Source organism: Microbispora corallina (genome assembly GCF_016863035.1).
In the GTDB taxonomy this organism is placed as follows: Bacteria; Actinomycetota; Actinomycetes; order Streptosporangiales; family Streptosporangiaceae; genus Microbispora; species Microbispora corallina.
In genome coordinates this window covers 1-22105 of the sequence record NZ_BOOC01000047.1, presented here as the reverse complement: position 1 = coordinate 22105, position 22105 = coordinate 1, and the positions used below count along the sequence as shown (strand labels likewise).

Genomic DNA, 22105 nt, shown 5'->3' with positions numbered 1-22105 from the left:
GCTCGACGCGATCCCGAGATCCAGGGCGTAGGCTTCCGCTTCGTCCCTCCTCCGGTACCCCACCCCATCGCGGGCCTTGCGACTACGCGACGCTGGTCGGCACCCTCACGGGGAGGAACCGGCCCCGTCTCCGGGGCAACCACTCCAACTTACACCACCGTGTGGTCCGCGTCAACCTCTCCATTGGAGATCGTTGAAGCACATCACGACGGCCCGGACTCGGTCGGAGACCTCGTCAGGCTGCTTGTCGAAGTGGCTCGCCCTCGGGCCCGGCCGCCTGTCGGCGTCCCGCACTTCCCGGGGCGAAGGAAACATTAAGCAAGACCGACCCCGCCGTCAAATCCCGGCGAGCCGCACGAAACCCCAGCTCAGGCAGGGAATCCGGGCCCTTTCTGCCTCGTACGCCACAAGATTGTTACCCTCGTCACAGCGACTTTTGACCACAAAAGGGCCGCCCCCGGGTAGCCGGGGACGGCCCTACGAGCGGCGCGACGGACGGTCAGCCGACCTCGACGCCGCCGATCGTCTTCTTGCCGCGGCGAAGCACCAGGAACCGCCCGTGGAGGAGATCCTCCGCGCCCGGGGTGTGGTTCTCGTCGGTGATCTTCACGTTGTTGAGGTACGCGCCGCCCTCCTTGACGGCCCTGCGGGCGGCCGACTTCGACTCCACGAGGCCGCTCTCCGCCAGCAGGTCGACGACGGTCCCGCCGAGCGACGGCACGACGGCCTTGGGCACCTCCGCCAGCGCGGCGTCGAGCGTCCGCTCGTCGAGGTCGGCGAGCGACCCCTGGCCGAACAGGGCGCGCGAGGCGGCGATGACCCGGGCGAGCTCGTCGGCGCCGTGCACCAGCGTCGTCAGGTCCTCGGCGAGGGCCCGCTGCGCCTCCCGGGCCGCGGGCCGCTCCGACACGGCCTTCTCGAGCTCGTCGACCTCCTCCCGCGTCCGGAAGGTGAAGACCTTCAGGAAGCGCACCACGTCCCGGTCGTCGACGTTCAGCCAGTACTGGTAGAACGCGTAGGGCGAGGTCAGTGCCGGGTCGAGCCAGACCGCGCCGCCGGCGGTCTTGCCGAACTTCGTGCCGTCGGCCTTGGTGATCAGCTTGCCGGTGAGGGCGTGGACGTGGGCCCCCTCGACGCGCCGGATCAGGTCGACGCCGGCCGTGATGTTGCCCCACTGGTCGCTGCCGCCGAGCTGGAGCGTGCAGCCGTGCCGGCGGTACAGCTCCAGGTAGTCGTTGGCCTGCAGGATCTGGTAGCTGAACTCGGTGTAGCTGAGGCCCTCGCCGGCCAGCCGGGCGGAGACCGACTCACGGGCGAGCATCCGGTTCACCGGGAAGTGCTTGCCGATGTCGCGGAGGAAGTCGATGGCGGACAGGCCGGCCGTCCAGTCGAGGTTGCTGACCAGCGTCGCCGCGGTCGGCCCCTCGTCGAACGACAGGAACTTCTCCACCTGGACCCGGATCCGCGACACCCACTCCTCGACGACGTCGGTGGAGTTGAGGGCGCGCTCGGTGCTGCGGCCGCTCGGGTCCCCGATGAGGCCGGTGGCGCCGCCGACCAGGCCGATCGGCCGGTGGCCGGCCCGCTGGAAACGGGTCAGGATCAGCAGCGTCGCGAGGTTTCCCACGTGGAGCGACGGAGCCGTGGGGTCGAAGCCCGCGTAGACGGTGATCGGCCCGTCGGCGAGCGCCTTGCGGAGCGTGTCGGCGTCCGTGGTCTGCGCGATGACGTCACGCCACTCGAGGTCGTCGAGGATGTCGCCGATCTCGGACGTGGCGGCGCTGTGGGAAGAAGCGGTCACAGTCGTGGCTCTCACTGATCGATGGGTGGACGGCCTTGGGCCCCCGTACCAGCCTGCATGACGTCGAAACCCTATCGCCACTTCATTGTCCGCCCGGCACGCGACGACGGCGCGGCACGTGAGCCCGGTACGGCGAGACGGTGGGGTCGCCCTCGACCCAGAAGCGCCAGGGCGTCTGGGCGCCGGCGGCCACTCCGGTCCGCGGACCCGTCCTGACCAGCGCGGGGTCCACCGGCCGGCCGGCGTGGACCCGGATCGGGCCCGGCGAGCAGCAGTCGGTCCCGTTGTGCTCGCGGACGAGCCCGAGGGCCACGGTCAGCCGGGCCGGCCCCCGGGCGAGATCACGGTCGAGCGGCGCCCGGCCGGAGCCGTTCCCGCCGTTCGGCCCGTTCCCGGGCTCCAGGCCGGCGGACCCGTTCGGCGCCCGCCTGCGGGCGCGGGCCGTCTCCAGTCCGGCGATCACCTCGCCCGCCCGGAGCAGGACGGCGGAGCCGACGCCCTCCGGCATGCAGACGAGGTTGGCGCAGAAGTGCATGCCGTACGTGAAGTAGACGTAGAGGTGGCCGGGCTCGCCGAACATGACGGCGTTGCGCGGCGTGCGCCCCCGGTAGGTGTGCGAGGCGGGGTCCTGGCCCGGCCCGCCGTACGCCTCGACCTCGGTCAGGCGTAACGCGACCGGGCCGTGGACGACGACGCGTCCGAGGAGGTCGGGCGCGACCACGTCGGACGGCCGGTCGAAGAAACCGCGGTCGAGCGGCGGTCCGGTCAGCTCTCCGACGCCCATGCCGCCTGGCCGTCGACGATCTCCCTGAGGGAGACGATCTGATCCCGGACGCGGTCGGGGGCGGTGCCGCCGAAGGCGCTGCGGGCCGCGAGCGCGCCGTGGACGTTGAGCACGTCGCGGACGCCCGGGGTGCCGCCGGGACCCTCGGAGGGGGCGAAGTGCGGGGAGACCTTGGCCAGTTCGTCGTCGGTGAGGTCGCCGAGGTCCTTGTCGTTGACCTGGCACCACACCACGAGGTGGCCGACGGCCTCGTGGGCGTCGCGGAACGCGACCCCGCGGCGCACGAGCAGCTCGGCGAGGTCGGTGGCGAGGGCGAACCCGTCGGGCGCGCTCGCCTCCAGCTTCGCCCGGTTCACCCGCATCGTGGAGACCATGCCCGACACCGCGGGCAGCACCAGCAGGAGCGTGTCGACGGCGTCGAAGACCGGCTCCTTGTCCTCCTGCAGGTCGCGGTTGTAGGTGAGGGGCAGGCCCTTGAGCGTGGTGAGCAGCGACATGAGCGAGCCGATGAGCCGCCCGCTCTTCCCCCGGGCCAGCTCCGCGACGTCGGGGTTCTTCTTCTGCGGCATGATCGACGAACCGGTGGAGTAGGCGTCGTCGACCTCGATCCACCGGAACTCCTGGGAGGCCCACAGCACGATCTCCTCCCCCAGGCGGGAGATGTGCACGCCGATCAGGGCGGCGCAGAACAGGAACTCGGCGGCGAAGTCCCGGTCGGCCACGGCGTCCATGGAGTTGGGGGCGGGGGCGTCGAAGCCCAGCTCGGCGGCGACGGCGGCGGGGTCGAGCGGCAGCGACGAGCCGGCGAGGGCGCCCGACCCGAGCGGCGAGACGGCGGCGCGCCGGTCCCAGTCCCGCAGGCGGTCGACGTCGCGCGACAGCGGGTGGACGTGCGCGAGCAGCTGGTGGCCGAACGACACCGGCTGCGCGTGCTGCAGGTGGGTCATGCCGGGGGCGGCGACCTCGGCGTTCTCCTCGGCCTGGCTGATCAGCGCGGTCTCCAGCTCGACGAGCCGGGAGACGATCGTGCGGACGTGGTCGCGCAGGTAGAGCCGCAGGTCGGTGGCGACCTGGTCGTTGCGGCTGCGGCCGGCGCGGAGCTTGCCGCCGAGGGAGCCGAGCCGCTCCAGCAGGCCGCGCTCGAGCGCCGTGTGCACGTCCTCGTCGGCCACCGTGGGGCGGAACTCCCCGGTGCGGCAGGCCCGGTCGAGGTCGTCCAGCGCGGCCAGCATGCGCTGGAGCTCGTCGTCGGTCAGCAGGCCGGCGCGGTGCAGCACGCGGGCGTGCGCCCGCGACGCGAGCAGGTCGTACGGCGCGAGCCGCCAGTCGAACTGCACGCTCACCGACAGGCGGGTGAGCGCGTCCGCGGGTCCCCCCTCGAACCTGCCGCCCCAGAGCCTCATCGGCTTGTTGTCCGCCACCGCGTTCTCCCTTTCGATTCTGAATGCGTCCGGCCGTGTGACAGCCGGATCTCCCGCGCGCCGCCGCGACGACGCGAAGATCCACGGGTCGCTCCCTGAATCGCGACCTTAGCCGACGTACGCCCCGCTTCCGCACCGGAACGGGACGCGCGCCGGACCTGCCCGGCCGGGTCAGGCCGGGGGGCGGCGTGCGGTCAGGTCCAGCAGCGACCGGGCCAGGGCGTCGCCGCCTAACGGGTCCCTGCTGATCACCAGGATCGTGTCGTCCCCGGCCACCGTGCCGAGGATGGACTCCCAGCCCGCGTGGTCGACGGCCGAGGCGAGGAACTGGGCCGCCCCCGGCGGCGTCCGGAGGATCACCAGGTTGGCCGAGGCCTCGGCCGACACCAGCAGTTCCTCGGCGATCCTGCGGAGCCGGGCGTCCGGGTTCTCCGCCTGGCCGTTGGTGTTCCCCGTCCGGTACAGCGGGATGCGTCCGCCGCCCTCGCCGGGCAGCGCGTACACGAGGGTCCCGTCGTCGGCCCGCAGCTTCAGCGCGCCGAGCTCGTCGAGGTCGCGGGAGAGCGTGGCCTGTGTGACCTCGACGCCCTGCTCGGCGAGGAGCTTGGCCAGCTCGGGCTGCGACCGCACCTTGTGCCGGGTCAGCAGCTCGACGATGCGGGCGTGCCGCGCGGCCCGGGTCGGAGGGATGCTCACGCCCCCTCCCCGCCCCGGGTGGCAAGCCAGTGGAGCAGGGCCTTCTGGGCGTGCAGCCGGTTCTCCGCCTGGTCCCACACGACGCTGCGCGGCCCGTCGATCACGTCGGCGGCGATCTCCATCCCGCGGTAGGCCGGCAGGCAGTGCAGCACGATCGCGTCGGGTGCCGCCACGTCGAGCAGTGCCGAGCTCACCTGGTACGGCGCGAAGGCGGCGGCCCGCTCCTCCTTGCCGCTCTGGCCCATCGACACCCAGGTGTCGGTGGCCACGACGTGGACGCCGGCGACGGCCGCCTCCGGGTCGGTGACCGCCGCGACCGACCCGCCCGTGGCCGCGGCGATCTCCGCGGCCCGGTCGAGGATGAGCGCGTCGGGCAGGTACCCGGCCGGGGCGCCGATCCGCACGTGCATGCCGGCCGTGGCGCCGCCCAGCAGGTACGAGTGGGCCATGTTGTTGGCGCCGTCGCCCAGGTAGGCGAGCGTCAGCCCGCGCAGCGCGCCGCGGTGCTCCCTGATCGTCTGCAGGTCGGCGAGGATCTGGCAGGGGTGGAACTCGTCGGTCAGCGCGTTCACGACCGGGACCGTGGAGTAGGCGGCCATCGTCTCGATGCGCTCCTGGCCGGAGGTGCGCCACACGATGGCGGCGACCTGGCGGGACAGCACTCGCGCCGTGTCCTCGATCGGCTCGCCCCGGCCCATCTGGGACGAGCCGACGTCCATGATCAGCGCCTGGCCGCCCAGCTCCCCCACGCCGACCGCGAACGAGATCCGGGTGCGGGTGGACGGCTTGTCGAACAGCACCGCGACCGTTCGGGGCCCCTCGAACGGCCGGTAGCCGAACCGGTCCTTCTTCATGGCCTCGGCGAGGTCGAGCACCTGCGCCTGCTCCTCCGGCGACAGGTCGTCGTCCTTCAGGAAGTGCCTGATCCGTCCGGGGTCGTGGCTAGCCATGTGCGGCCTCCAGGATGCCGGGCAGCGCGTCGAGGAAGGAGCGTGCCTCGGCTTCGTCGATGACGAGCGGGGGTGCGAGCCGTACGGCGTCGGGCTGGAGCGCGTTCACCAGGAACCCGGCCTCCTGCGCCGCCGCCTGCACCTCGGCCGAGCGCGGCTCGGCCAGGACGGCGGCCAGCCACAGCCCCCGGCCCCGGACGCCCCGCAGCAGCGGATGGCGGACGGCCGCGATGCCCTCGGAGAGCAGGGCGCCCACGGTCTTCACGTTGTCCAGCAGGCCGTCGCGCTCGATCACGTCGAGCACGGCGAGCGCCGCCGCGCACGAGACGGGGTTGCCGCCGAAGGTCGAGCCGTGGTCGCCCTTCGCGAAGACGGTCCCGGCCTCGCCGAAGCCGACGCAGGCGCCGACGGGCATGCCGCCGCCGAGGCCCTTGGCCAGCGTCAGCACGTCCGGGACGACGCCCTCGGCCTGGTGGGCGAACCAGTGCCCGGTGCGCCCGATGGCCGACTGGATCTCGTCGGCCACGAGCAGGGCCCCGGTCGCCGAGCAGATCTCCCTGGCGGCCCGGAAGTAGCCGTCCGGCGGGGGGACGACCCCGGCCTCGCCCTGGGTGGGTTCGAGGAAGACGGCCGCGCAGTCGTCCGTCACCGCGTTCTTGAGCGCGTCGGCGTCACCGTACGGGACGAACCGGACGTCGATGGGGAACGGCCCGAACTGGTCGCGGATCGACGGCTTGCCGGTCAGGGACAGGGCGCCCAGCGTCCGGCCGTGGAAGCCCATCTCGGCGGCGACGAAGTAGTGGCGGCCGCGCGATCTGCCGTACTTGATGGCGAGCTTGAGCGCGGCCTCGTTGGCCTCGGTGCCCGAGTTGGCCAGGAACACCCGCGCGGGGGCGCCCAGCAGGCCGAGCAGCCGCTCGGCGAGCAGCACCTCGGGCTCGTGCAGGAACAGGTTCGAGGTGTGCGCCAGCGTGGCGACCTGCCGGGATACGGCCTCGACCAGCGCCGGGTGGGCGTGGCCGAGCGAGGTGACCGCGATGCCGCCGATCAGGTCGAGGTAGCGCCTGCCGTCGGCGTCCCAGACGGAGCAGCCCTCTCCGCGGGCCAGCGCCACCGGCGGGACGCCGTAGTTGGGCATGAACGCGGCCTCGAACCGCTCGCGCAGGCTCTGTCCGTCACCGCTCATCGGGCGCCTCCCCGTTCTCGACGTCGGCGTCGTCGGGCTGGACCATGGTGCCGATGCCCTGGTCCGTGAAGATCTCCAGCAGCAGGGCGTGGGGCATGCGGCCGTCGAGCACGTGGGCCTGCGGCACACCGCCGCGGACCGCGTTCAGGCACGCCTCCATCTTGGGGACCATGCCGCTCGACAGCGACGGCAGCAGCCGGGCCAGCTCGGACGCCGTGATCCGGCTGACCACCTCCTCGCTGTTCGGCCAGTCGGCGTACAGCCCCTCCACGTCGGTCAGCACGATCAGCTTGGACGCCTCCAGGGCGACCGCGAGCGCGGCGGCGGCGGTGTCGGCGTTGACGTTGTAGACGCCGTCCTCTCCCCGGGCGATCGACGACACGACCGGGATCCGGCCGTCGTCGAGCAGCGCGCGCACCGCCCCGGGCTCCACGTGGACGATCTCCCCTACCTGGCCGATGTCGACCTTCACGCCGTCGACGACCGCGTGCTTGCGCTCGGCCGTGAACAGGTGGGCGTCCTCCCCCGACATCCCGACCGCGAACGGGCCGTGCCGGTTGATCAGCCCCACGACGTCGCGGTTCACCTGGCCGACCAGGACCATGCGGACCACCTGCATGGCCTCGGGCGTGGTCACGCGCAGCCCGGACACGAAGTGGCTGTCGATGCCCAGCAGGTCGAGATGGGTCTGGATCTGCGGGCCGCCGCCGTGCACGATGACGGGCCGCAGCCCGGCGTACCGGAGGAAGACCACGTCGGCGGCGAACTTCTCGCGCAGGTGCTCCTCGGTCATGGCGTTGCCGCCGTACTTGACGACGACGGTCGCGCCGTGGAACCGGGCGAGCCAGGGCAGCGCCTCGATCAGCGTGTGGGCCTTGTCGAGGGCGCCGTTGCGCCGTACGGACGTGCTCACGACGAGTACGCCGAGTTCTCGTGGACGTACGCGGCGGTGAGGTCCGTCGTGTGGACGGTCGCCGAGTGCGGTCCGGCGGACAGGTCGATCGTGATCGTCACGTCGCGGGGGCGCAGGTCGACCTTGGCGCGGTCGTCCCCGGCCGCGCCGCCCCGGCAGATCCAGATGCCGTTGACGGCCACGTTGAGCCGCTCGGGCTCGAACGCCGCGTCGGTCGTGCCGACCGCGCTCACCACGCGCCCCCAGTTCGGGTCCTCGCCGTGGATGGCGCACTTGAGCAGGTTGGAACGGGCGACGGCGCGGCCCACGGTCACCGCGTCGTCCTCGGAGGCCGCGCCGACGACCTCGATCGCGATGGCCTTGGTGGCCCCCTCGGCGTCGACGAGGAGCTGGCGGGCCAGGTCAGCGCAGACGGCCGTGACGACCCTCTCGAACTCGGCCAGGCCGGGGCGGACGCCCGACGCGCCGCTGGCGAGCAGCAGCACGGTGTCGTTGGTCGACATGCAGCCGTCGGTGTCGAGCCGGTCGAACGTCACGGAGGTCGCCCGGCGCAGCACGGCGTCGAGCTCCTCCGCGGACACGTCGGCGTCGGTGGTGAGCACGCACAGCATCGTGGCCAGGGCCGGCGCCAGCATGCCGGCGCCCTTGGCCATGCCGCCTACCATGTAGCCCCCCTCGCCGCGGCGGAAGGAGATCTTGCTGACGGTGTCGGTGGTCCTGATGGCGTCCGCGGCGGCCAGCCCGCCGTCCCTGGACAGCTGGCTCGCGGCGGTCTCCACCCCCGCCAGCAGCGGCTCCATCGGCAGCCGCTCGCCGATCAGCCCGGTCGAGCAGACCGCGACCTCGGCCGCCGAGTCGTCCAGCGCGGCGGCCACCTTCTCGGCCGTCGCGTGGGTGTCCTGGAACCCGGCCGGCCCGGTGCAGGCGTTGGCGCCGCCCGAGTTCAGCACCACCGCCCGCACCCGGCCGCCGCTCACGACCTGGGCCGACCACAGGACGGGCGCGGCCTTGAAGCGGTTGCGGGTGAAGACAGCCGCGGCGGCCCGGGAGGGCCCGTCGTTGACGACGAGGGCCAGGTCGCGGGCGTCCCCGCTCTTGATCCCGGCGGCGACCCCCGCCGCGCGGAATCCCAGCGGCGCGGTGACGCTCATGCCACGTCCTTGGGAGAGATCTGGCTCACGGGGCGACTCCATTGAGAGGAAGGCCGAGTTCTTCCGGAAGGCCGAGGGCGAGGTTGGCGCTTTGGATCGCGCCTCCCGCCGTGCCCTTGGTCAGATTGTCGATGGCGATGACGGCGACGATCCGGCCGGCCCGCTCGTCGAGGGCCACCTGGAGGACGGCGGTGTTGGCGCCGACGGTCATCGCTGTGGCGGGCCAGGCGCCCGGGGGCAGCAGGCGCAGGAACGGCTCGTCCTTCACCGCGGTCTCGTACGCCTCCCGGAGCGCGGCGGCCGTGAGGCCGGGCACGGCGGGGGCGGTGCAGGTGGCCAGGATGCCCCGGCTCATCGGGGCGAGGGTCGGGGTGAACGACACCCGGACCGGCCGTCCGGCCACGCCCGAAAGGTTCTGCGTGATCTCCGGGGTGTGCCGGTGGACGCCGCCGACGCCGTACGCGGCGACCGAGCCCATGACCTCGCTGCCGAGCAGGTGGGGCTTGGGCGCGCGGCCGGCCCCCGAGGTGCCGCTGGCCGCGACCACCACGACGTCGGGCTCGGCCAGGCCGGAGGCGAACGCGGGGAACAGCGCGAGCGTCGCCGCCGTCGGGTAGCAGCCGGGCACGGCGATCCGGCGGGCCGCGCGCAGCCGGGCCCGCTGCCCGGGCAGCTCCGGCAGCCCGTACGGCCAGGTGCCGGCGTGCTCGCCGCCGTAGAAGTCGGCCCAGTCGGCGGCGCTCTCCAGCCGGAAGTCGGCGCCGCAGTCCACCACCAGCGTCCCCTCGCCGAGCTCGGCGGCGACGGCGGCCGACTGGCCGTGCGGGAGGGCGAGGAAGACGACGTCGTGCCCGGCCAGCGCGGCCGGCGAGGTCTCCTCGACCACCCGGTCCGCGAGCGCCGGCAGGTGCGGCTGATGCTCGCCGAGTTTGCTGCCCGCGCTCGACCCGGCGGTCAGCGCGCCGATCTCGAATCGGGGATGGCCGAGCAGCAGGCGGAGCAGCTCTCCCCCCGCGTACCCGCTCGCCCCGGCGACGGCCGCCCTCATCCATCCTCCTGCATATTCATGCGCAAGGTCTCATGTTCTTGCTTCTTGAAGAGTATGCATTTTGCGGCATGGACATGCAAGCCGCGTTCCGAGTGGCGGACGTCTGGCCTCCGTACCTACTGGTCGGTATCGTGACATTCCGATTGACGAGCGATCCCTGGGAGTGCGCGCAGCATGACGATCACGAACGAACAGGTCCAGGCCCAGCTCACGGCGCCCGGACAGCTCTTCGAGATGGAAGAGGTCGAGGTCGGCGGTAACAAGATCCGCGCATGGAAGCACGCCCCCGCGACGTTCCGGGCCCTGCTGGAGATCACCCGGTTCCACGGGGACAAGGTGTTCGTGGCCTTCGAGGACGAGCGGATCACCTACGAGGAGCACTTCCGGCTGGCCGCGACGCTCGCGAACCGCCTGGTCGACGACTACGGAGTCCGCAAGGGCGACCGGGTGGCCGTCGCGATGCGCAACTACCCCGAGTGGATCGTCTCGTTCTCCGCCGTCCTGGCCGCCGGAGCCGTCGCCGTCCCCCTGAACGCGTGGTGGACCGAGCAGGAGCTCGAGTACGGCCTGGCCGACTCGGGGGCCAAGGTGCTCATCGCCGACGGGGAGCGCGCCCGGCGCCTGCCGAACACCGCCATTCCCACGATCGTGACCCGCGACGAGAACGCCAACTGGGCCGAGGTGCTCGGCGAGGTGCGGGCCGACGTGACGCTCCCGGCCGTCGAGGTCGGGCCGGACGACCCGGCCACGATCTTCTACACCTCCGGCACGACCGGCCGCTCGAAGGGCGCCCTCGGCAGCCACCGCAACCTCGGGCAGGCCCCGATGACCGTGGCGTACGCGATGCTGCGCAGCGTCGCCCTCGCCGGCAAGGACCCCGGCGAGGCCGCCGGGGTCCGCCGGATCACGCTGCTCACGGTGCCGCTGTTCCACGTGACAGGGTGCTTCGCCGTGCTCATGACGACCATGTTCACCGGCGGCGGGCTCGTCCTCATGTACAAGTGGGACCCCCAGCGCGCGCTCGAGCTCATCCAGCGCGAGAAGGTCACCGTCATGAGCGGCGTGCCGACCAACGCCTGGCAGCTGCTGTCGCACCCCGCCCTGCGCGACTACGACATCTCCTCGCTCGGCTCGATCTCGTACGGCGGCGCGCCCGCCCCGCCGAAGCTGCTGGAGCGGATCACCAGGCTCCTGCCGAACCGCACCCCCGCCAACGGGTACGGCATGACCGAGACGACGGCGCTGGCGATCTACAACAGCGGCAAGGACTACCTGGCCAAGCCCGAGAGCATCGGCCTGCCGCTCGCGGTCGTGGACGTCAAGGTCTGCGACCCGGCGGGCGCGGAGCTCCCGCCCGGCCAGGTCGGCGAGCTGTGCATGCGCGGGCCCATCGTGATCATGGGCTACTGGGGCAAGCCGGAGGCGACGGCCGAGACGTTCGTGGACGGGTGGCTGCACACCGGCGACCTCGCCCGCCTGGACGAGGAGGGCTACGTCTACATCGTCGACCGGGCCAAGGACATGGTCATCCGCGGCGGGGAGAACGTCTACTGCGCCGAGGTCGAGGCCGCCCTGTTCGAGCACCCCGCCGTGGACGACGCCGCTGTGATCGGCATTCCCGACGACGAGCTCGGCGAGGAGGTCGGAGCCGTGGTGCGGCTCAAGCCCGGCGCCGAGGCGACCGGCGAGGAGCTGCAGGACTTCCTGCGTGGCCGGATCGCGGCGTTCAAGGTGCCGGTGCGGTTCTGGTTCCGGGAGGCGGAGCTGCCCCGCAACCCGGGCGGCAAGATCCTCAAGACCCACCTCCGCAAGGAGACCCTGGGCCTGTGACGGACGGAGCCCGCGCCGCCGCTCCCCCCGCGGCGGCGCGGGCGTCCCGGCCGTCCGTACCTGGCCGGGCCTCGTCGATCCTCAGCCTGTGACGGTACGACCTGGGCATCGCCCGGATGCCGTCCGTCTTCAGGCGCTCGCGTTACCTCGCGCGTAATCGCCCGGCGTCCCGGTCGCGTGACACGGTTCCCCTGTCGCCGAACGAGACACCGGACAAGGAGTACGAGATGACCGATCACACCGCCGTCGCGGAGCGCTACATCGCCGCCTGGAACGAGACGGACGCGGAGGCCAGGGCCAAGGCGGTGGCCGGGCTCTGGACCGAGGACGGCGGCTACACCGACCCGCTGGCGGCCGTGAGCGGGCACGAGGGGGTGGCCGCCGTGATCGCCGGGGCGCAGCAGATGTTCCCGGGGTTCGTGTTCACGCTCGGGGGGCCGGTCGACGGCCATCACGACACGCTCCGGTTCACCTGGCACCTCGGGCCCGAGGGAGCCCCCGAGCCCGTGGTGATCGGCTTCGACGTGGTCGCGCTGGCCGAGGACGGCCGGATCAGGAGCGTGTACGGCTTCCTGGACAAGGTGCCGGCCTGACGGAGGCCGCGAGGGCGGCGGGCCGCCTTGGCCGGCGGGGCCGGCCGCCGCCCTCACGGGAAACGGCGCAGCCCGCGGACCGGCCGCCGCCCTCACAGGAGGCGTCGCCGCCCTACCGCGGCACCATCCTGCGGATGTCGGCGAAGAGGCGTTCGGTCGCGGCGGCCGCCTCGGCGCTGGTGAGGTCCATTCCCTGGATGAAGCCGTGCACGAGCCCCCGCTCGCAGCGGTGCGCGACCGGGACGCCGGCCTCGGCCAGCCGGTCGGCGTAGGCGTCGCCCTCGTCGCGCAGCGCGTCGTTCTCGGCGGTCACCACGAGGGCGGCCGGAAGGCCCGCCAGGTCGCGCCGGTGCAGCGGGCTCGCCGCGCGCCGCGCCGCCGGGTCGGGCGTCCACTGCTCGACGAACCAGCGCAGGATGTCGGCGTCGAGGCCGTACCCCGTCCCCTTCTCCGCGACGCTGGGCGAGGCGAGGGTGAGATCGGTGTTGGGGCAGACGAGGACCTGCAGGGCGGGCAGCGGCCCGCCCTCGTCACGCAGCCGCAGGCACGCCATGGTGGCGAGGTACCCGCCCGCGCTGTCCCCGGCGACCGCCGCCGGGCGCGCCCAGCGGAGCACGGCCGCGGCGTCGTCGACCGCCGCGGGGTACGGGTGCTCGGGCGCCCGCCGGTAGTCGACCGCGAGGACCTCGACGTCGCACTCCCTGGCGATGCGGCGGCACGTGCGGTCGTGCGTCTCCAGGTCGCCGACCACCCAGCCGCCGCCGTGCAGGAAGACGACCAGCGGTCGCGTGCCGGGGGACGGCCGGTAGCGCCGCAGCGGCAGGCCGGAGGGGCCGGTCAGGTCCTCCACCAGGTGCAGGTCCGGGCCCTTCGGCCGCCGGTCGTTCCGGCGCCGGGAGCCCTCCCGCAACTCGAACGCACTAAATTGCGACATGTCGGCAAATACTACGCACGGGGTCATGAGGCGGCCGGCATGGGCGGGGTCTCGGCTCCGTAGATCCAGCTCGTGATGTAGGCGGTCAGGTCACGGTGGGACACCGCGTTGGCCACGTCGACGAAGTCCTGGGTCGAGGCCGCCTTGTGGCGGTACTTCTCGAAGAACGTCCGCTCGATGGCCCGGAAGGTCGCGTCGCCGACCTTCAGCCGAAGTCCGTAGAGCATGAGGAAGCCGGGGGCGTTGGTGCTCCCGAGGAGGTCGAGGGGGTCCTTCAGCCGTCCGGGGGGACCGGTCGTCCCCCGCGTGTCCTGGTCGTACGTGTAGGCGCGCCGGACCGAGTCGGCCAGCTTCTCGAAGCCCTTCTCGTCCTTGTAGAGGAGGGTGTAGTAGGTGGCGTGCCCCTCGCTGATCCACATGTCGTCCCAGCTCTTCTCCGAGACGGCGTTCCCGAAGTACTGGTGGACCAGTTCGTGGACCATGGTGGGCGTCTCCTCCGGCTTGGTCAGTCCCGCCTCCGCGCTGAACGTCGACAGGCCCGCCGACTCGAACGCCGCGGCGTATCCGCCCTTCACGCCGAGCACGCCGTACGCCTCGAAGGGGTACCTGGCGCCGATCTGCTTCTCCACCCAGGCGACCTGCGACGGGATGAGGCGGACGGAGGGCTTCGCCTTCTCGTAGGAGCCGGTCGTGATGAAGCTGGTCAGCGGGAGACCGTGCGGCCCGGTCTGCCGGACCTGGCGGAAGCGGCCCACCGCCACCTGGACCACCTGGGTCGGGATGGGGTCGCGGGTGCCGTAGACGTACGTCGTCCGGCCTCTCGACGTGCTGCGGGAACGCAGCGTGCCGTTGGCGGCGACCTGCAGGTCCTTCGGCACGGTGACCCGGAAGGTGACCGTGGCCTTGTCGGCCGGATGGTCGTTCATCGGGAAGAACAGATGCGCCCTGTCGGGCTGGCCGAAGAGCACGAAGCCGTCGTCCTTGTTGTACCAGTTGCCCAGATGCGGGGGACTGTCCGGCGACGCGGGAGAGGGGGGATTGGCGGTACGGTCCGCCGTGTAGCCGATCTCCACGTGGAAGCGCGCCCCCTTCCGCACCGCGCGTTCCGGAGTGACGACCAGCTTCTCGCCGTGTGCCGCGAAGCGCGCCCGCCTGCCGTCCACGGTGACGTCGCGGATGGCCTGACCCGCGGAGTCGAGGCTGAAGCGGGACAGCGCCTGGCGAGCGGACGCCGTGATGCGTACGGCGGACCGCATCGCCGTCTCGCCCGGCCGGTAGTCGAAGGCCACGTCGTACGACGCGACGTCGTAGCCGCCGTTGCCGAGGTAGGGGAACAGGCGGTCGCCTGCGCTCTCGGCTCCCGGTTCCGGACCGCTCGACGCGGTCGCGCCACCGCCCGTGGACAGCACGGTCACGGCCGCCGCCGCCAGGGCGGTCGCCGCTAGCACGGCCGTCGTGGTCCGGGCGCGGGGTCTCGTTCGCACAGTGTCTCCGTTTCCGCCGGGGCGTCCCGGACGGACGCGCCGGCTGTCGCCGTGGGCGGGTCTCCTCCTCGCCCGCCGACCACTGTGGAAGTCGCATGCGTCGGCTCTGCATCAGTGGCGCACCCGCCGGGGCTCAAGTGGCGCTTCCCCGGGGAGGGCTGCGGCGGGAAAACCGGTTGCCTTCCGGCACGGGCCCGTAATGAAATGACCCAACGTGCCGGACAGTCCTGATCAGCCCCTTCGCACCCTCGCGCGCCGCCTGCGGCTGGACCTCGCTCCGCTGCGGGAGTCCCGCGACTTCCGCCTGCTGATCGGCTCGGGGCTGGTGACCACCATCGGCACGGTGATCACGATGGTGGCCGTGCCGTTCCAGATGAAGCAGCTCACCGAGTCGTACGTCGCGGTGGGCCTGGTGAGCCTGGCCGAGTTCGTGCCCATGGTGATCTGCGGGCTGTGGGGCGGTGCGATCGCCGACGCCCTCGACCGCCGCAGGATCGTCGTCGTCTCCGAGCTCGGCCTCTGCCTCACCTCGGTGCTCCTCCTGGTCAACGCCCTGCTCCCGGCCCCGCGGGTGTGGGTGCTGTACGTCGTCGGCGCGCTGGCCGCGGGCCTGTCCAGCGTGCGCTCCCCCAGCGAGCAGGCCCTCATCAACCGCGTCCTGCCGCTCGACCGGATGACGGCCGCGTTCGCCATCCAGGGGCTCGTCCGCAACACCGCGATGATCGCCGGACCGGCCGCCGGCGGCCTCGTCGTCACCACGCTCGGCCCGGCCGGCTCGTACGGGATCGACGTCGCGACCTTCCTGGTCTCCCTGGCCCTGCTGGTGCGGGTCGGCGCCGTCCCCCGCTCCCAGGACGCCACACCCGCGTCGCTCCGCTCGATGGCCGAGGGCGTCCGGTACGCCCTGCGGCGGCCCGACCTCATGGGCACCTACCTGGTCGACATCGCCGCCATGGCGTTCGCCAGCTCCAACGCGCTGTTCCCGTTCCTGGCCGAGGACCTCCACGCGCCCAAGGCCATCGGCCTGCTGTACGCCGCGGGAGGCGTCGGCTCGGTGGTCGCCTCGCTCACCTCCGGATGGACCAACCACGTCCACCGGCACGGCCTGGCCGTGATCGTGTCGGCCACGCTGTGGGGCGTCGCGGTGGCCGTCGCCGCGCTCATGCCGAACGTGTGGCTGGTCTTCCTGTTCCTCGCCGTCGCCGGTGGCGCCGACATGGTCAGCGGCCTGTTCCGGGGCACGATCTGGAACCAGACGATCCCCGACGAGTACCGCGGGCGCCTGGCGGGGATCGAGCTGCTGTCGTACTCGACCGGGCCGATGCTCGGCGACGCCCGCGCGGGCCTGACGGCGCAGTTCGGCGGCACCCGCTTCTCGCTCGGCGTCGGCGGCCTGCTCTGCGTCGGCGCGGTGGGCCTGATGGCCACCGCCCTGCCCCGCTTCCGCCGCTACGACGCCCGGACGGACGAACACGCCCTGGCTGAGCGCTCCCGCCGGGCCGCGGAGCCAGCAGCCAGCTGAGATTTCAGCTCGTTTCCGAAACGTTTCGACGAGTACGCCCATGTTCCCGCTGGCCATGGACGCCTTAAGCGGTTAATTCGATTGAAATGTTTCTGCGATCTGTTGACACATTTCGATGGCCTCCGCAGAATGAGTCGGCAAGTGAGCTCGCTCCACCTCCACCGCGGTTACAAGCGAAAACCCGCAGCTCACGGCGGTATTCGGGACGCAGGAACACCGGCCGCCGCGAGCGCGGCCCCGCATGCGATCCCCCCATCCCCCGATCAGTGTTCCAGTGGAGGAACAGACGTGATCGACAGCGCCATCCCCCGCGGCCGACGCCGCAGTCCCCTGTCCCGCGTCCTCAGAAGCGCCCTCACCATGGCCGCCGCAGCCGTCCTCGGCGCCGGCATCACCGTGTCCCTGTCGTCCCCGGCCGGCGCGGCCGACTGCAGCGCCGGCTACGTCGGACTGACCTTCGACGACGGCCCCAACCCGAGCAACACCACCACCCTGCTGAACACGCTGAGGCAGAACGGCATCCGGGCCACGCTGTTCAACATCGGGCAGAACGCCCAGAACAACCCGTCCCTCGTCCAGGCCGAGCGCGACGCGGGGATGTGGATCGGCAACCACAGCTGGACCCATCCGCACCTGACGCAGATGAGCAGCTCGCAGATCCTCTCCGAGCTCCAGCGGACCCAGCAGGTGATCCAGCAGCTCACCGGGACCGCGCCCCGGCTCTTCCGGCCCCCGTACGGCGAGACCAACGGGACACTCAAGTCGGTCGAGCAGCAGCTCGGCCTGACCGAGGTCATCTGGGACGTCGACTCCCAGGACTGGAACGGCGCGAGCACGTCCCAGATCGTGCAGGCCGCGGGCAGGCTGCAGAACGGCCAGGTCATCCTGATGCACGACCAGTACGCGACGACCATCGCCGCGATCCCTCAGATCATGTCGAACCTGCGCAGCCGCAACCTGTGCCCGGGCATGATCTCCACCTCGACCGGGCGGGCCGTGGCCCCGACCGGCGGCGGGGGCACCACGCCGCCGCCGAGCAGCCCGCCTCCGAGCAGCCCGCCCCCGGGCGGTGGCGGCTGCACCGCGACGCTGTCCGCCGGCCAGCAGTGGAGCGACCGCTACAACCTCAACGTCTCGGTCAGCGGCTCCAGCAACTGGACGGTGACCATGAACGTCCCGTCCCCCGAGAAGATCATCGCGACCTGGAACACCAGCGCCACCTGGCCCAGCTCCCAGGTGATGGTGGCCAAGCCGAACGGCAACGGCAACACCTTCGGCGTCACCATCCAGACCAACGGCACCTGGACCTGGCCGTCGGTCTCCTGCAGCGCGAGCTGAGGTCCGCCTCCTGAGCGGGGCCTGCGGCGACGGCGACCGGGGTGGATCGTCCGCGCCGCAGGCCCTCAGACCATGTGTCATACGCCCGGCTGCGGGGGAATCTCTCCGCTGACCGCGCTCGCGTTGCTACGGTGAGCGCATGACGGCAGAGGTACGGAGCGAAGTGATGAGTGACGCGCCGCGACTCCCTGACTGGGTGTTCCCTCCTCCGGAGGGGTTCACGGCGGCCGATCTCGATCACCTTCCGCAACTGCCTGCGCACACCGAGTTGATTGATGGAAGCTTGGTCTTCGTGAGCCCCCAAGCTTCCTTCCACACGCGGGCCGTCGACCTTCTCACCGAGGGACTCAGGCGTCACCTCCCGACAGGCTTCCGGGTACGCCGCGAGATGAGCGTCGTCCTCGGTCTCCGGCAGCGGCCGGAGCCGGACGTCAGTGTCATCCAGGCGGAGGCGGAGCACGGGCCGGACCAGACGGCGTACGACGCGGCGGACGTGCTGATGACCGTCGAGGTGGTCTCGCCGGACTCCGAGGAACGGGACCGCAGGCGCATGCCGCAGCTGTACGCCGAGGCGGGGATCGCGCACTTCTGGCGGGTGGAGAACCAGGCCGGCCGGCCCACGGTCTACGTGTACGAGCTCGACCCGGCCACCGGGACGTACGCCCTCACCGGCATCCACCACGACCGGCTCAAGCTGACGGTCCCGTTCGACGTCGACATCGACCTGACGGAGATCGACGCCCTCTGAGACCCTCTCCGGAGAGTCGCCGACGGTGATCGAGTCTCGCTGAGACGATCACGGTAAGTGTCGGGATTTTCCCCATTGCTCCTCTGGTTACCCGCGCGTATCGTCCAGAGTTGAGCATCGCTCATATTTCAACGCGCGCGCTACCGCACGACCGGCCGGCCGTCCCTTCACCCCCCGACCCCCGAAGGGAAGTTCCCGCATGCACGCGCGCCTTCGACGGGCGTTGACGGCCGCCGCCGCGCTCGCCCTCGTCGTCGCCGGCCTCCCGGCTGCGACCGCATCGGCCGCCTCCTCCTACCCGCCCGACGACTACTGCCTCGGGCAGTGCGCCGACATCCTGCCGCCCGGGCAGAACGGCAACGCCACGCTCGTGGACATCCTCGGCAACCAAGGGCTCGGCACGTACCCCGGCCACAGCACCGACCAGCTCGGCGAGTACGCCGGGCTGATCTCGAACTACACGGGCCTGACCGACGACCAGATCAGCGCGTTCTTCAACGACAGCGGCTTCGGCGTCCCGGCGAACCAGGTCGCCTCCACGACCAGCCCCCGCTCGGACGTGACGATCGTGCGCGACAAGGCCACCGGCGTGCCGCACATCACTGGCACGACCCGTGAGGGCACGATGTTCGGCGCCGGGTACGCGGGTGCGCAGGACCGCCTGTGGCTCATGGACCTGATGCGGCACGTCGGCCGGGGCGAGCTCACGCCGTTCGCCGGCGGCGCGAAGGGCAACAGGGACCTGGAGCAGAGCGTCTGGCGCAACTCGCCCTACACGGAGGCCGACCTCCAGGCGCAGATCGACCGGCTGAGGACCACGGGGTCGCGCGGCGCCCAGCTCTACGCGGACGTGCAGAACTACGTCGCCGGCATCAACGCGTACATCGACCACTGCATGGCCAACCGCGACTGCCCCGGGGAGTACGTGCTGACCGGGCACCTCGACGCGATCACCAACGCCGGCGGCCCGGTCGACTTCACGATGACCGACCTGATCGCGATCTCCGGCGTCATCGGCGGCCTGTTCGGCGGCGGCGGGGGCGCGGAGATGCAGTCGGCGCTGGCGCGGGTGGCGGCGCGGGCCACGTACGGCGCGACCGAGGGCGACCGCGTCTGGTCGGCCTTCCGCGACCAGAACGACCCGGAGACCGTGCTCACCCTGCACGACGGGCAGAGCTTCCCGTCGGGGACGGCCCCCGCGGGCGCGACCGGCGTCGTCCTGCCGGATGCCGCGACGGCCCCCGTGGACATCACGGAGAACGAGAAGGGCACCGCCACGTCCGCCACCACCGCGGGCACGAGCGCGCTGACCGGGCTGACGGTGGACAGCTCCAAGCCGAGCATGTCCAACGCGATCGTCGTGTCGGGCGCCAAGTCGGCGAACGGCCACCCGATCGCGGTGTTCGGCCCGCAGACCGGGTACTTCGCCCCGCAGCTGCTCATGCTGGAGGAGCTGAACGGACCCGGCGTCCGCGCCCGCGGCGCCGCGTTCGCCGGGCTCAGCCTGTACGTCCTGCTCGGCCGCGGCGCCGACTACGCGTGGAGCGCCACGTCGGCGGGCGAGGACATCACGGACACCTACGCGGTGACGCTGTGCGACCCGAACGGCGGCACCCCCTCGGTCTCATCGAATTACTACCTCTACCACGGCACCTGCACGGCCATGGAGACGCTGAAGAAGACGAACTCCTGGAAGCCGAACACCGCCGACTCGACCGGCGCCGGGTCGTACGACCTGGTGATCAAGCGAACCAAGTACGGCCTGGTGAGCTGGCGCGGGACGGTCGGCGGCACCCCGACGGCCTTCACCACGCTGCGGTCGACCTACCAGCACGAGGCCGACTCGGCCGTGGGCTTCCAGATGTTCAACGACCCGGCCGAGATGGGCTCGGCGGCCGCCTTCCAGAACTCGGCGTCCACGATCGGCTTCGCGTTCAACTGGTTCTACGTGAACTCGTCCGACTCGGCGTACTTCATGTCCGGCAACGTGCCGGTGCGGTCGTCGGTCTCTGACCCGAACCTGCCCATGACCGGGGACGCGGCGCACGAGTGGACGGGCTTCGACCCGTCGAGCAACACGGCCTCCTACGCGGCGCCGTCCACGCACCCGCAGGCGGTGAACCAGGACTACTTCGTCAGCTGGAACAACAAGCAGGCCAAGGACTACGGCGCGGCGGACGGCAACGTCAGCTTCGGCCCGGTCCACCGGGCCGACCTGCTGGACGCCCCGGTGAAGGCCGCCCTCGCCTCCGGCAGGCTCGACCGCTCGGGCGTCGTGAAAATCATGGCGCAGGCCGCGGTGACCGACCTGCGCGGGTGGAAGGTGCTGCCGAAGCTGCTCAGGGTGATCAACAGCGCGCCGGTGACCGATCCGTCCCTCGCCTCGGCCGTCTCCGCGCTGTCGTCGTGGGCCTCGTCCGGGGCCAGGCGCGTGGAGACCTCGGCCGGCAGCAAGGCCTACGCGAACGCCACCGCGATCCGGGTGTTCGACGCCTGGTGGCCGAAGCTGGTGCGGGCCGAGTTCCGGCCCGGGCTCGGCGACGGGCTCTACCAGGCGCTCGTCAACGTGCTGCAGATCAACGAGTCGCCGTCCGGGTACCAGCAGGGGGACGTCTCCTCGCTGCCCACCTCGGCGAACGAGGCGCAGGCGCACAAGGGTTCGTCGTTCCAGTACGGCTGGTGGGGCTACGTGGACAAGGACATCCGGGCCGTCCTGGGCGACCCGGTGGCCGGGCCGCTGCCCGCGAGATTCTGCGGGGACACGGTGGCGGCGTGCCGCACGGTCCTGCTCGCCAGCCTGGCCGCCGCGGTCGCCGAGCCGGCCACGACGACCTACCCCGGTGACGACGCCTGCTCCGCCGGCGACCAGTGGTGCGCGGACGCCATCCGGCAGTCACCCCTCGGCGGGATCAAGCACCCGCTGATCGCGTGGCAGAACCGGCCGACGTACCAGCAGGTGGTGTCGTTCCCGGCTCATCGGGGCGACGACGTGACCGACCTGGCCCAGGGGCGTCCGGCGGCCGCGTCGAGCCAGCAGGGCTCCTACACCCCGGCGAAGGCGGTGGACGGCGACCCGGGCAGCCGGTGGGCCAGCGGGTGGAGCGACGACCAGTACCTCCAGGTCGACCTGGGCTCGGCGAAGACCGTCGGCCGGGCCATCCTGCACTGGGAGACGGCCTACGGCTCGTCGTACAAGATCCAGACCTCCGTGGACGGGTCGTCGTGGAGCACGGTCTACTCGACGACGACCGCGAACGGCGGCACGGACGTGGCCGCGTTCACCCCGGTGAGCGCCCGGTACGTGCGGATGCAGGGCGTCAAGCGGGGCACGTCGTACGGCTACTCCCTGTACGACTTCGAGGTGTACGGCCGGTAGGGGCCGCGCCGGGCGGGGCGTCACGCCTCGCCCGGCGCTCCCCGCGTCAGCCCGGCTCGCGCCAGCCCTCGCCCTCCTCGGCGAGGGCGTCGAGCCGGTCCAGGTCGGCGGGGCCGAGGACGGCGCCGGGATCGTCGAGGACCACCACCCATTGGGCGTCCTCGGCGTCGTCCTCCCCGGCCAGCCACTCCCGCACGACGGTGGGCGCGCCGAGCGAGGGGAACCACTCGGCCGCGGTCTCCGCGGCCTCCTCCGCGCTGTCCCGCTCGGGGAACACCAGCAGGTGACGCACGCGTCCTCCCATGGAACGGCGGGCGCCGGCCGTGCCGG

The 22105-nt window shown here is 72.0% G+C and carries 18 protein-coding genes; 6 read left to right on the top strand and 12 right to left on the bottom strand.

Annotated elements, in window-relative coordinates; translation table 11 throughout:
- Positions 1 to 499: 499 nt before the first annotated feature.
- The 9 genes from tyrS to argC all read right to left on the bottom strand — a co-directional run bounded on the left by tyrS (position 500) and on the right by argC (position 9950).
- Positions 500 to 1765 (bottom strand): tyrosine--tRNA ligase, encoded by a 1266-nt coding sequence (tyrS, locus tag Mco01_RS33980; protein ID WP_204060920.1) that lies wholly within the window; start codon positions 1763 to 1765, stop codon positions 500 to 502.
- Positions 1766 to 1883: 118 nt separating this feature from the next.
- Complete coding sequence (locus Mco01_RS33975; protein WP_204060916.1) at positions 1884 to 2585, bottom strand: DNA-3-methyladenine glycosylase; 702 nt, start codon at positions 2583 to 2585, stop codon at positions 1884 to 1886.
- A complete protein-coding gene (argH, locus tag Mco01_RS33970) occupies positions 2567 to 3988 on the bottom strand; it encodes an argininosuccinate lyase (protein WP_036333820.1) in 1422 nt (473 codons plus the stop codon). Before argH ends, Mco01_RS33975 begins: the two co-directional genes overlap by 19 nt.
- A 189-nt stretch (positions 3989 to 4177) precedes the next feature.
- Entirely contained in the window at positions 4178 to 4702 is a 525-nt protein-coding gene (locus Mco01_RS33965; RefSeq protein WP_204060915.1) for an arginine repressor, read from the bottom strand.
- Positions 4699 to 5652, bottom strand: a complete 954-nt coding sequence (argF, locus tag Mco01_RS33960; RefSeq protein WP_204060914.1) for an ornithine carbamoyltransferase — start codon at positions 5650 to 5652, stop codon at positions 4699 to 4701. The genes Mco01_RS33965 and argF overlap by 4 nt, the downstream gene beginning before the upstream one ends.
- Positions 5645 to 6838, bottom strand: coding sequence for an acetylornithine transaminase (locus Mco01_RS33955; protein WP_036333603.1), 1194 nt, complete (start codon positions 6836 to 6838; stop codon positions 5645 to 5647). The genes argF and Mco01_RS33955 overlap by 8 nt, the downstream gene beginning before the upstream one ends.
- A complete protein-coding gene (gene argB, locus Mco01_RS33950) occupies positions 6828 to 7751 on the bottom strand; it encodes an acetylglutamate kinase (RefSeq protein WP_204060913.1) in 924 nt (307 codons plus the stop codon). The genes Mco01_RS33955 and argB overlap by 11 nt, the downstream gene beginning before the upstream one ends.
- Positions 7748 to 8902 carry a bifunctional glutamate N-acetyltransferase/amino-acid acetyltransferase ArgJ gene (argJ, locus tag Mco01_RS33945; RefSeq protein ID WP_204060912.1) on the bottom strand — a complete coding sequence of 385 codons (1155 nt, stop codon included), beginning with the start codon at positions 8900 to 8902 and terminating at the stop codon, positions 7748 to 7750. Before argJ ends, argB begins: the two co-directional genes overlap by 4 nt.
- A gap of 25 nt (positions 8903 to 8927) precedes the next feature.
- Positions 8928 to 9950 (bottom strand): N-acetyl-gamma-glutamyl-phosphate reductase, encoded by a 1023-nt coding sequence (gene argC / locus Mco01_RS33940; RefSeq protein WP_204060911.1) that lies wholly within the window; start codon positions 9948 to 9950, stop codon positions 8928 to 8930.
- 174 nt (positions 9951 to 10124) lie between these two features.
- Here argC and Mco01_RS33935 point away from each other — a divergent pair, with 174 nt between their 5' ends.
- On the top strand, positions 10125 to 11780 hold the full coding sequence (locus tag Mco01_RS33935) for a class I adenylate-forming enzyme family protein (RefSeq protein WP_204060910.1): 1656 nt from the start codon (positions 10125 to 10127) through the stop codon (positions 11778 to 11780).
- A gap of 227 nt (positions 11781 to 12007) precedes the next feature.
- The gene (locus Mco01_RS33930; protein ID WP_204060909.1) at positions 12008 to 12373 is read left to right on the top strand and encodes a nuclear transport factor 2 family protein; all 366 of its coding nucleotides are present in this window, start codon (positions 12008 to 12010) and stop codon (positions 12371 to 12373) included.
- A gap of 112 nt (positions 12374 to 12485) precedes the next feature.
- Here Mco01_RS33930 and Mco01_RS33925 read toward each other — a convergent pair whose 3' ends face one another.
- Positions 12486 to 13307 (bottom strand): alpha/beta hydrolase, encoded by an 822-nt coding sequence (locus Mco01_RS33925; RefSeq protein WP_204060908.1) that lies wholly within the window; start codon positions 13305 to 13307, stop codon positions 12486 to 12488.
- A 23-nt stretch (positions 13308 to 13330) separates the two neighbouring features.
- On the bottom strand, positions 13331 to 14791 hold the full coding sequence (locus Mco01_RS33920; protein WP_204060907.1) for a M1 family metallopeptidase: 1461 nt from the start codon (positions 14789 to 14791) through the stop codon (positions 13331 to 13333).
- A 214-nt stretch (positions 14792 to 15005) separates the two neighbouring features.
- On the opposite strand from Mco01_RS33920, the gene Mco01_RS33915 reads away from it, so the two are divergent.
- From Mco01_RS33915 to Mco01_RS33900, 4 genes are all read left to right on the top strand, one after another.
- Positions 15006 to 16313, top strand: coding sequence for an MFS transporter (locus tag Mco01_RS33915; protein ID WP_239104122.1), 1308 nt, complete (start codon positions 15006 to 15008; stop codon positions 16311 to 16313).
- 288 nt (positions 16314 to 16601) lie between these two features.
- Entirely contained in the window at positions 16602 to 17651 is a 1050-nt protein-coding gene (locus tag Mco01_RS33910; protein ID WP_239104121.1) for a polysaccharide deacetylase family protein, read from the top strand.
- Positions 17652 to 17817: 166 nt separating this feature from the next.
- Positions 17818 to 18399, top strand: a complete 582-nt coding sequence (locus Mco01_RS33905) for a Uma2 family endonuclease (protein ID WP_239104120.1) — start codon at positions 17818 to 17820, stop codon at positions 18397 to 18399.
- A 199-nt stretch (positions 18400 to 18598) separates the two neighbouring features.
- Positions 18599 to 21775 carry a penicillin acylase family protein gene (locus tag Mco01_RS33900; protein WP_204060905.1) on the top strand — a complete coding sequence of 1059 codons (3177 nt, stop codon included), beginning with the start codon at positions 18599 to 18601 and terminating at the stop codon, positions 21773 to 21775.
- A 46-nt stretch (positions 21776 to 21821) separates the two neighbouring features.
- Here the strand turns inward: Mco01_RS33900 and Mco01_RS33895 are convergent.
- On the bottom strand, positions 21822 to 22105 hold a 284-nt coding region (locus tag Mco01_RS33895), incomplete at its 5' end, for a hypothetical protein (RefSeq protein ID WP_239104119.1).

Bases quoted from the DNA above. Each gene is read 5' to 3' on its own strand.
- Mco01_RS33900 (WP_204060905.1), top strand. From the start codon at position 18,599: ATGCACGCGCGCCTTCGACGGGCGTTGACGGCCGCCGCCGCGCTCGCC.
- argH (WP_036333820.1), bottom strand. From the start codon at position 3,988: ATGAGGCTCTGGGGCGGCAGGTTCGAGGGGGGACCCGCGGACGCGCTC.
- argC (WP_204060911.1), bottom strand. From the start codon at position 9,950: ATGAGGGCGGCCGTCGCCGGGGCGAGCGGGTACGCGGGGGGAGAGCTG.
- Mco01_RS33930 (WP_204060909.1), top strand. From the start codon at position 12,008: ATGACCGATCACACCGCCGTCGCGGAGCGCTACATCGCCGCCTGGAAC.
- Mco01_RS33955 (WP_036333603.1), bottom strand. From the start codon at position 6,838: ATGAGCGGTGACGGACAGAGCCTGCGCGAGCGGTTCGAGGCCGCGTTC.
- Mco01_RS33975 (WP_204060916.1), bottom strand. From the start codon at position 2,585: ATGGGCGTCGGAGAGCTGACCGGACCGCCGCTCGACCGCGGTTTCTTC.
- Mco01_RS33935 (WP_204060910.1), top strand. From the start codon at position 10,125: ATGACGATCACGAACGAACAGGTCCAGGCCCAGCTCACGGCGCCCGGA.
- Mco01_RS33925 (WP_204060908.1), bottom strand. From the start codon at position 13,307: ATGTCGCAATTTAGTGCGTTCGAGTTGCGGGAGGGCTCCCGGCGCCGG.
- argF (WP_204060914.1), bottom strand. From the start codon at position 5,652: ATGGCTAGCCACGACCCCGGACGGATCAGGCACTTCCTGAAGGACGAC.
- argJ (WP_204060912.1), bottom strand. From the start codon at position 8,902: ATGAGCGTCACCGCGCCGCTGGGATTCCGCGCGGCGGGGGTCGCCGCC.
- Mco01_RS33905 (WP_239104120.1), top strand. From the start codon at position 17,818: ATGAGTGACGCGCCGCGACTCCCTGACTGGGTGTTCCCTCCTCCGGAG.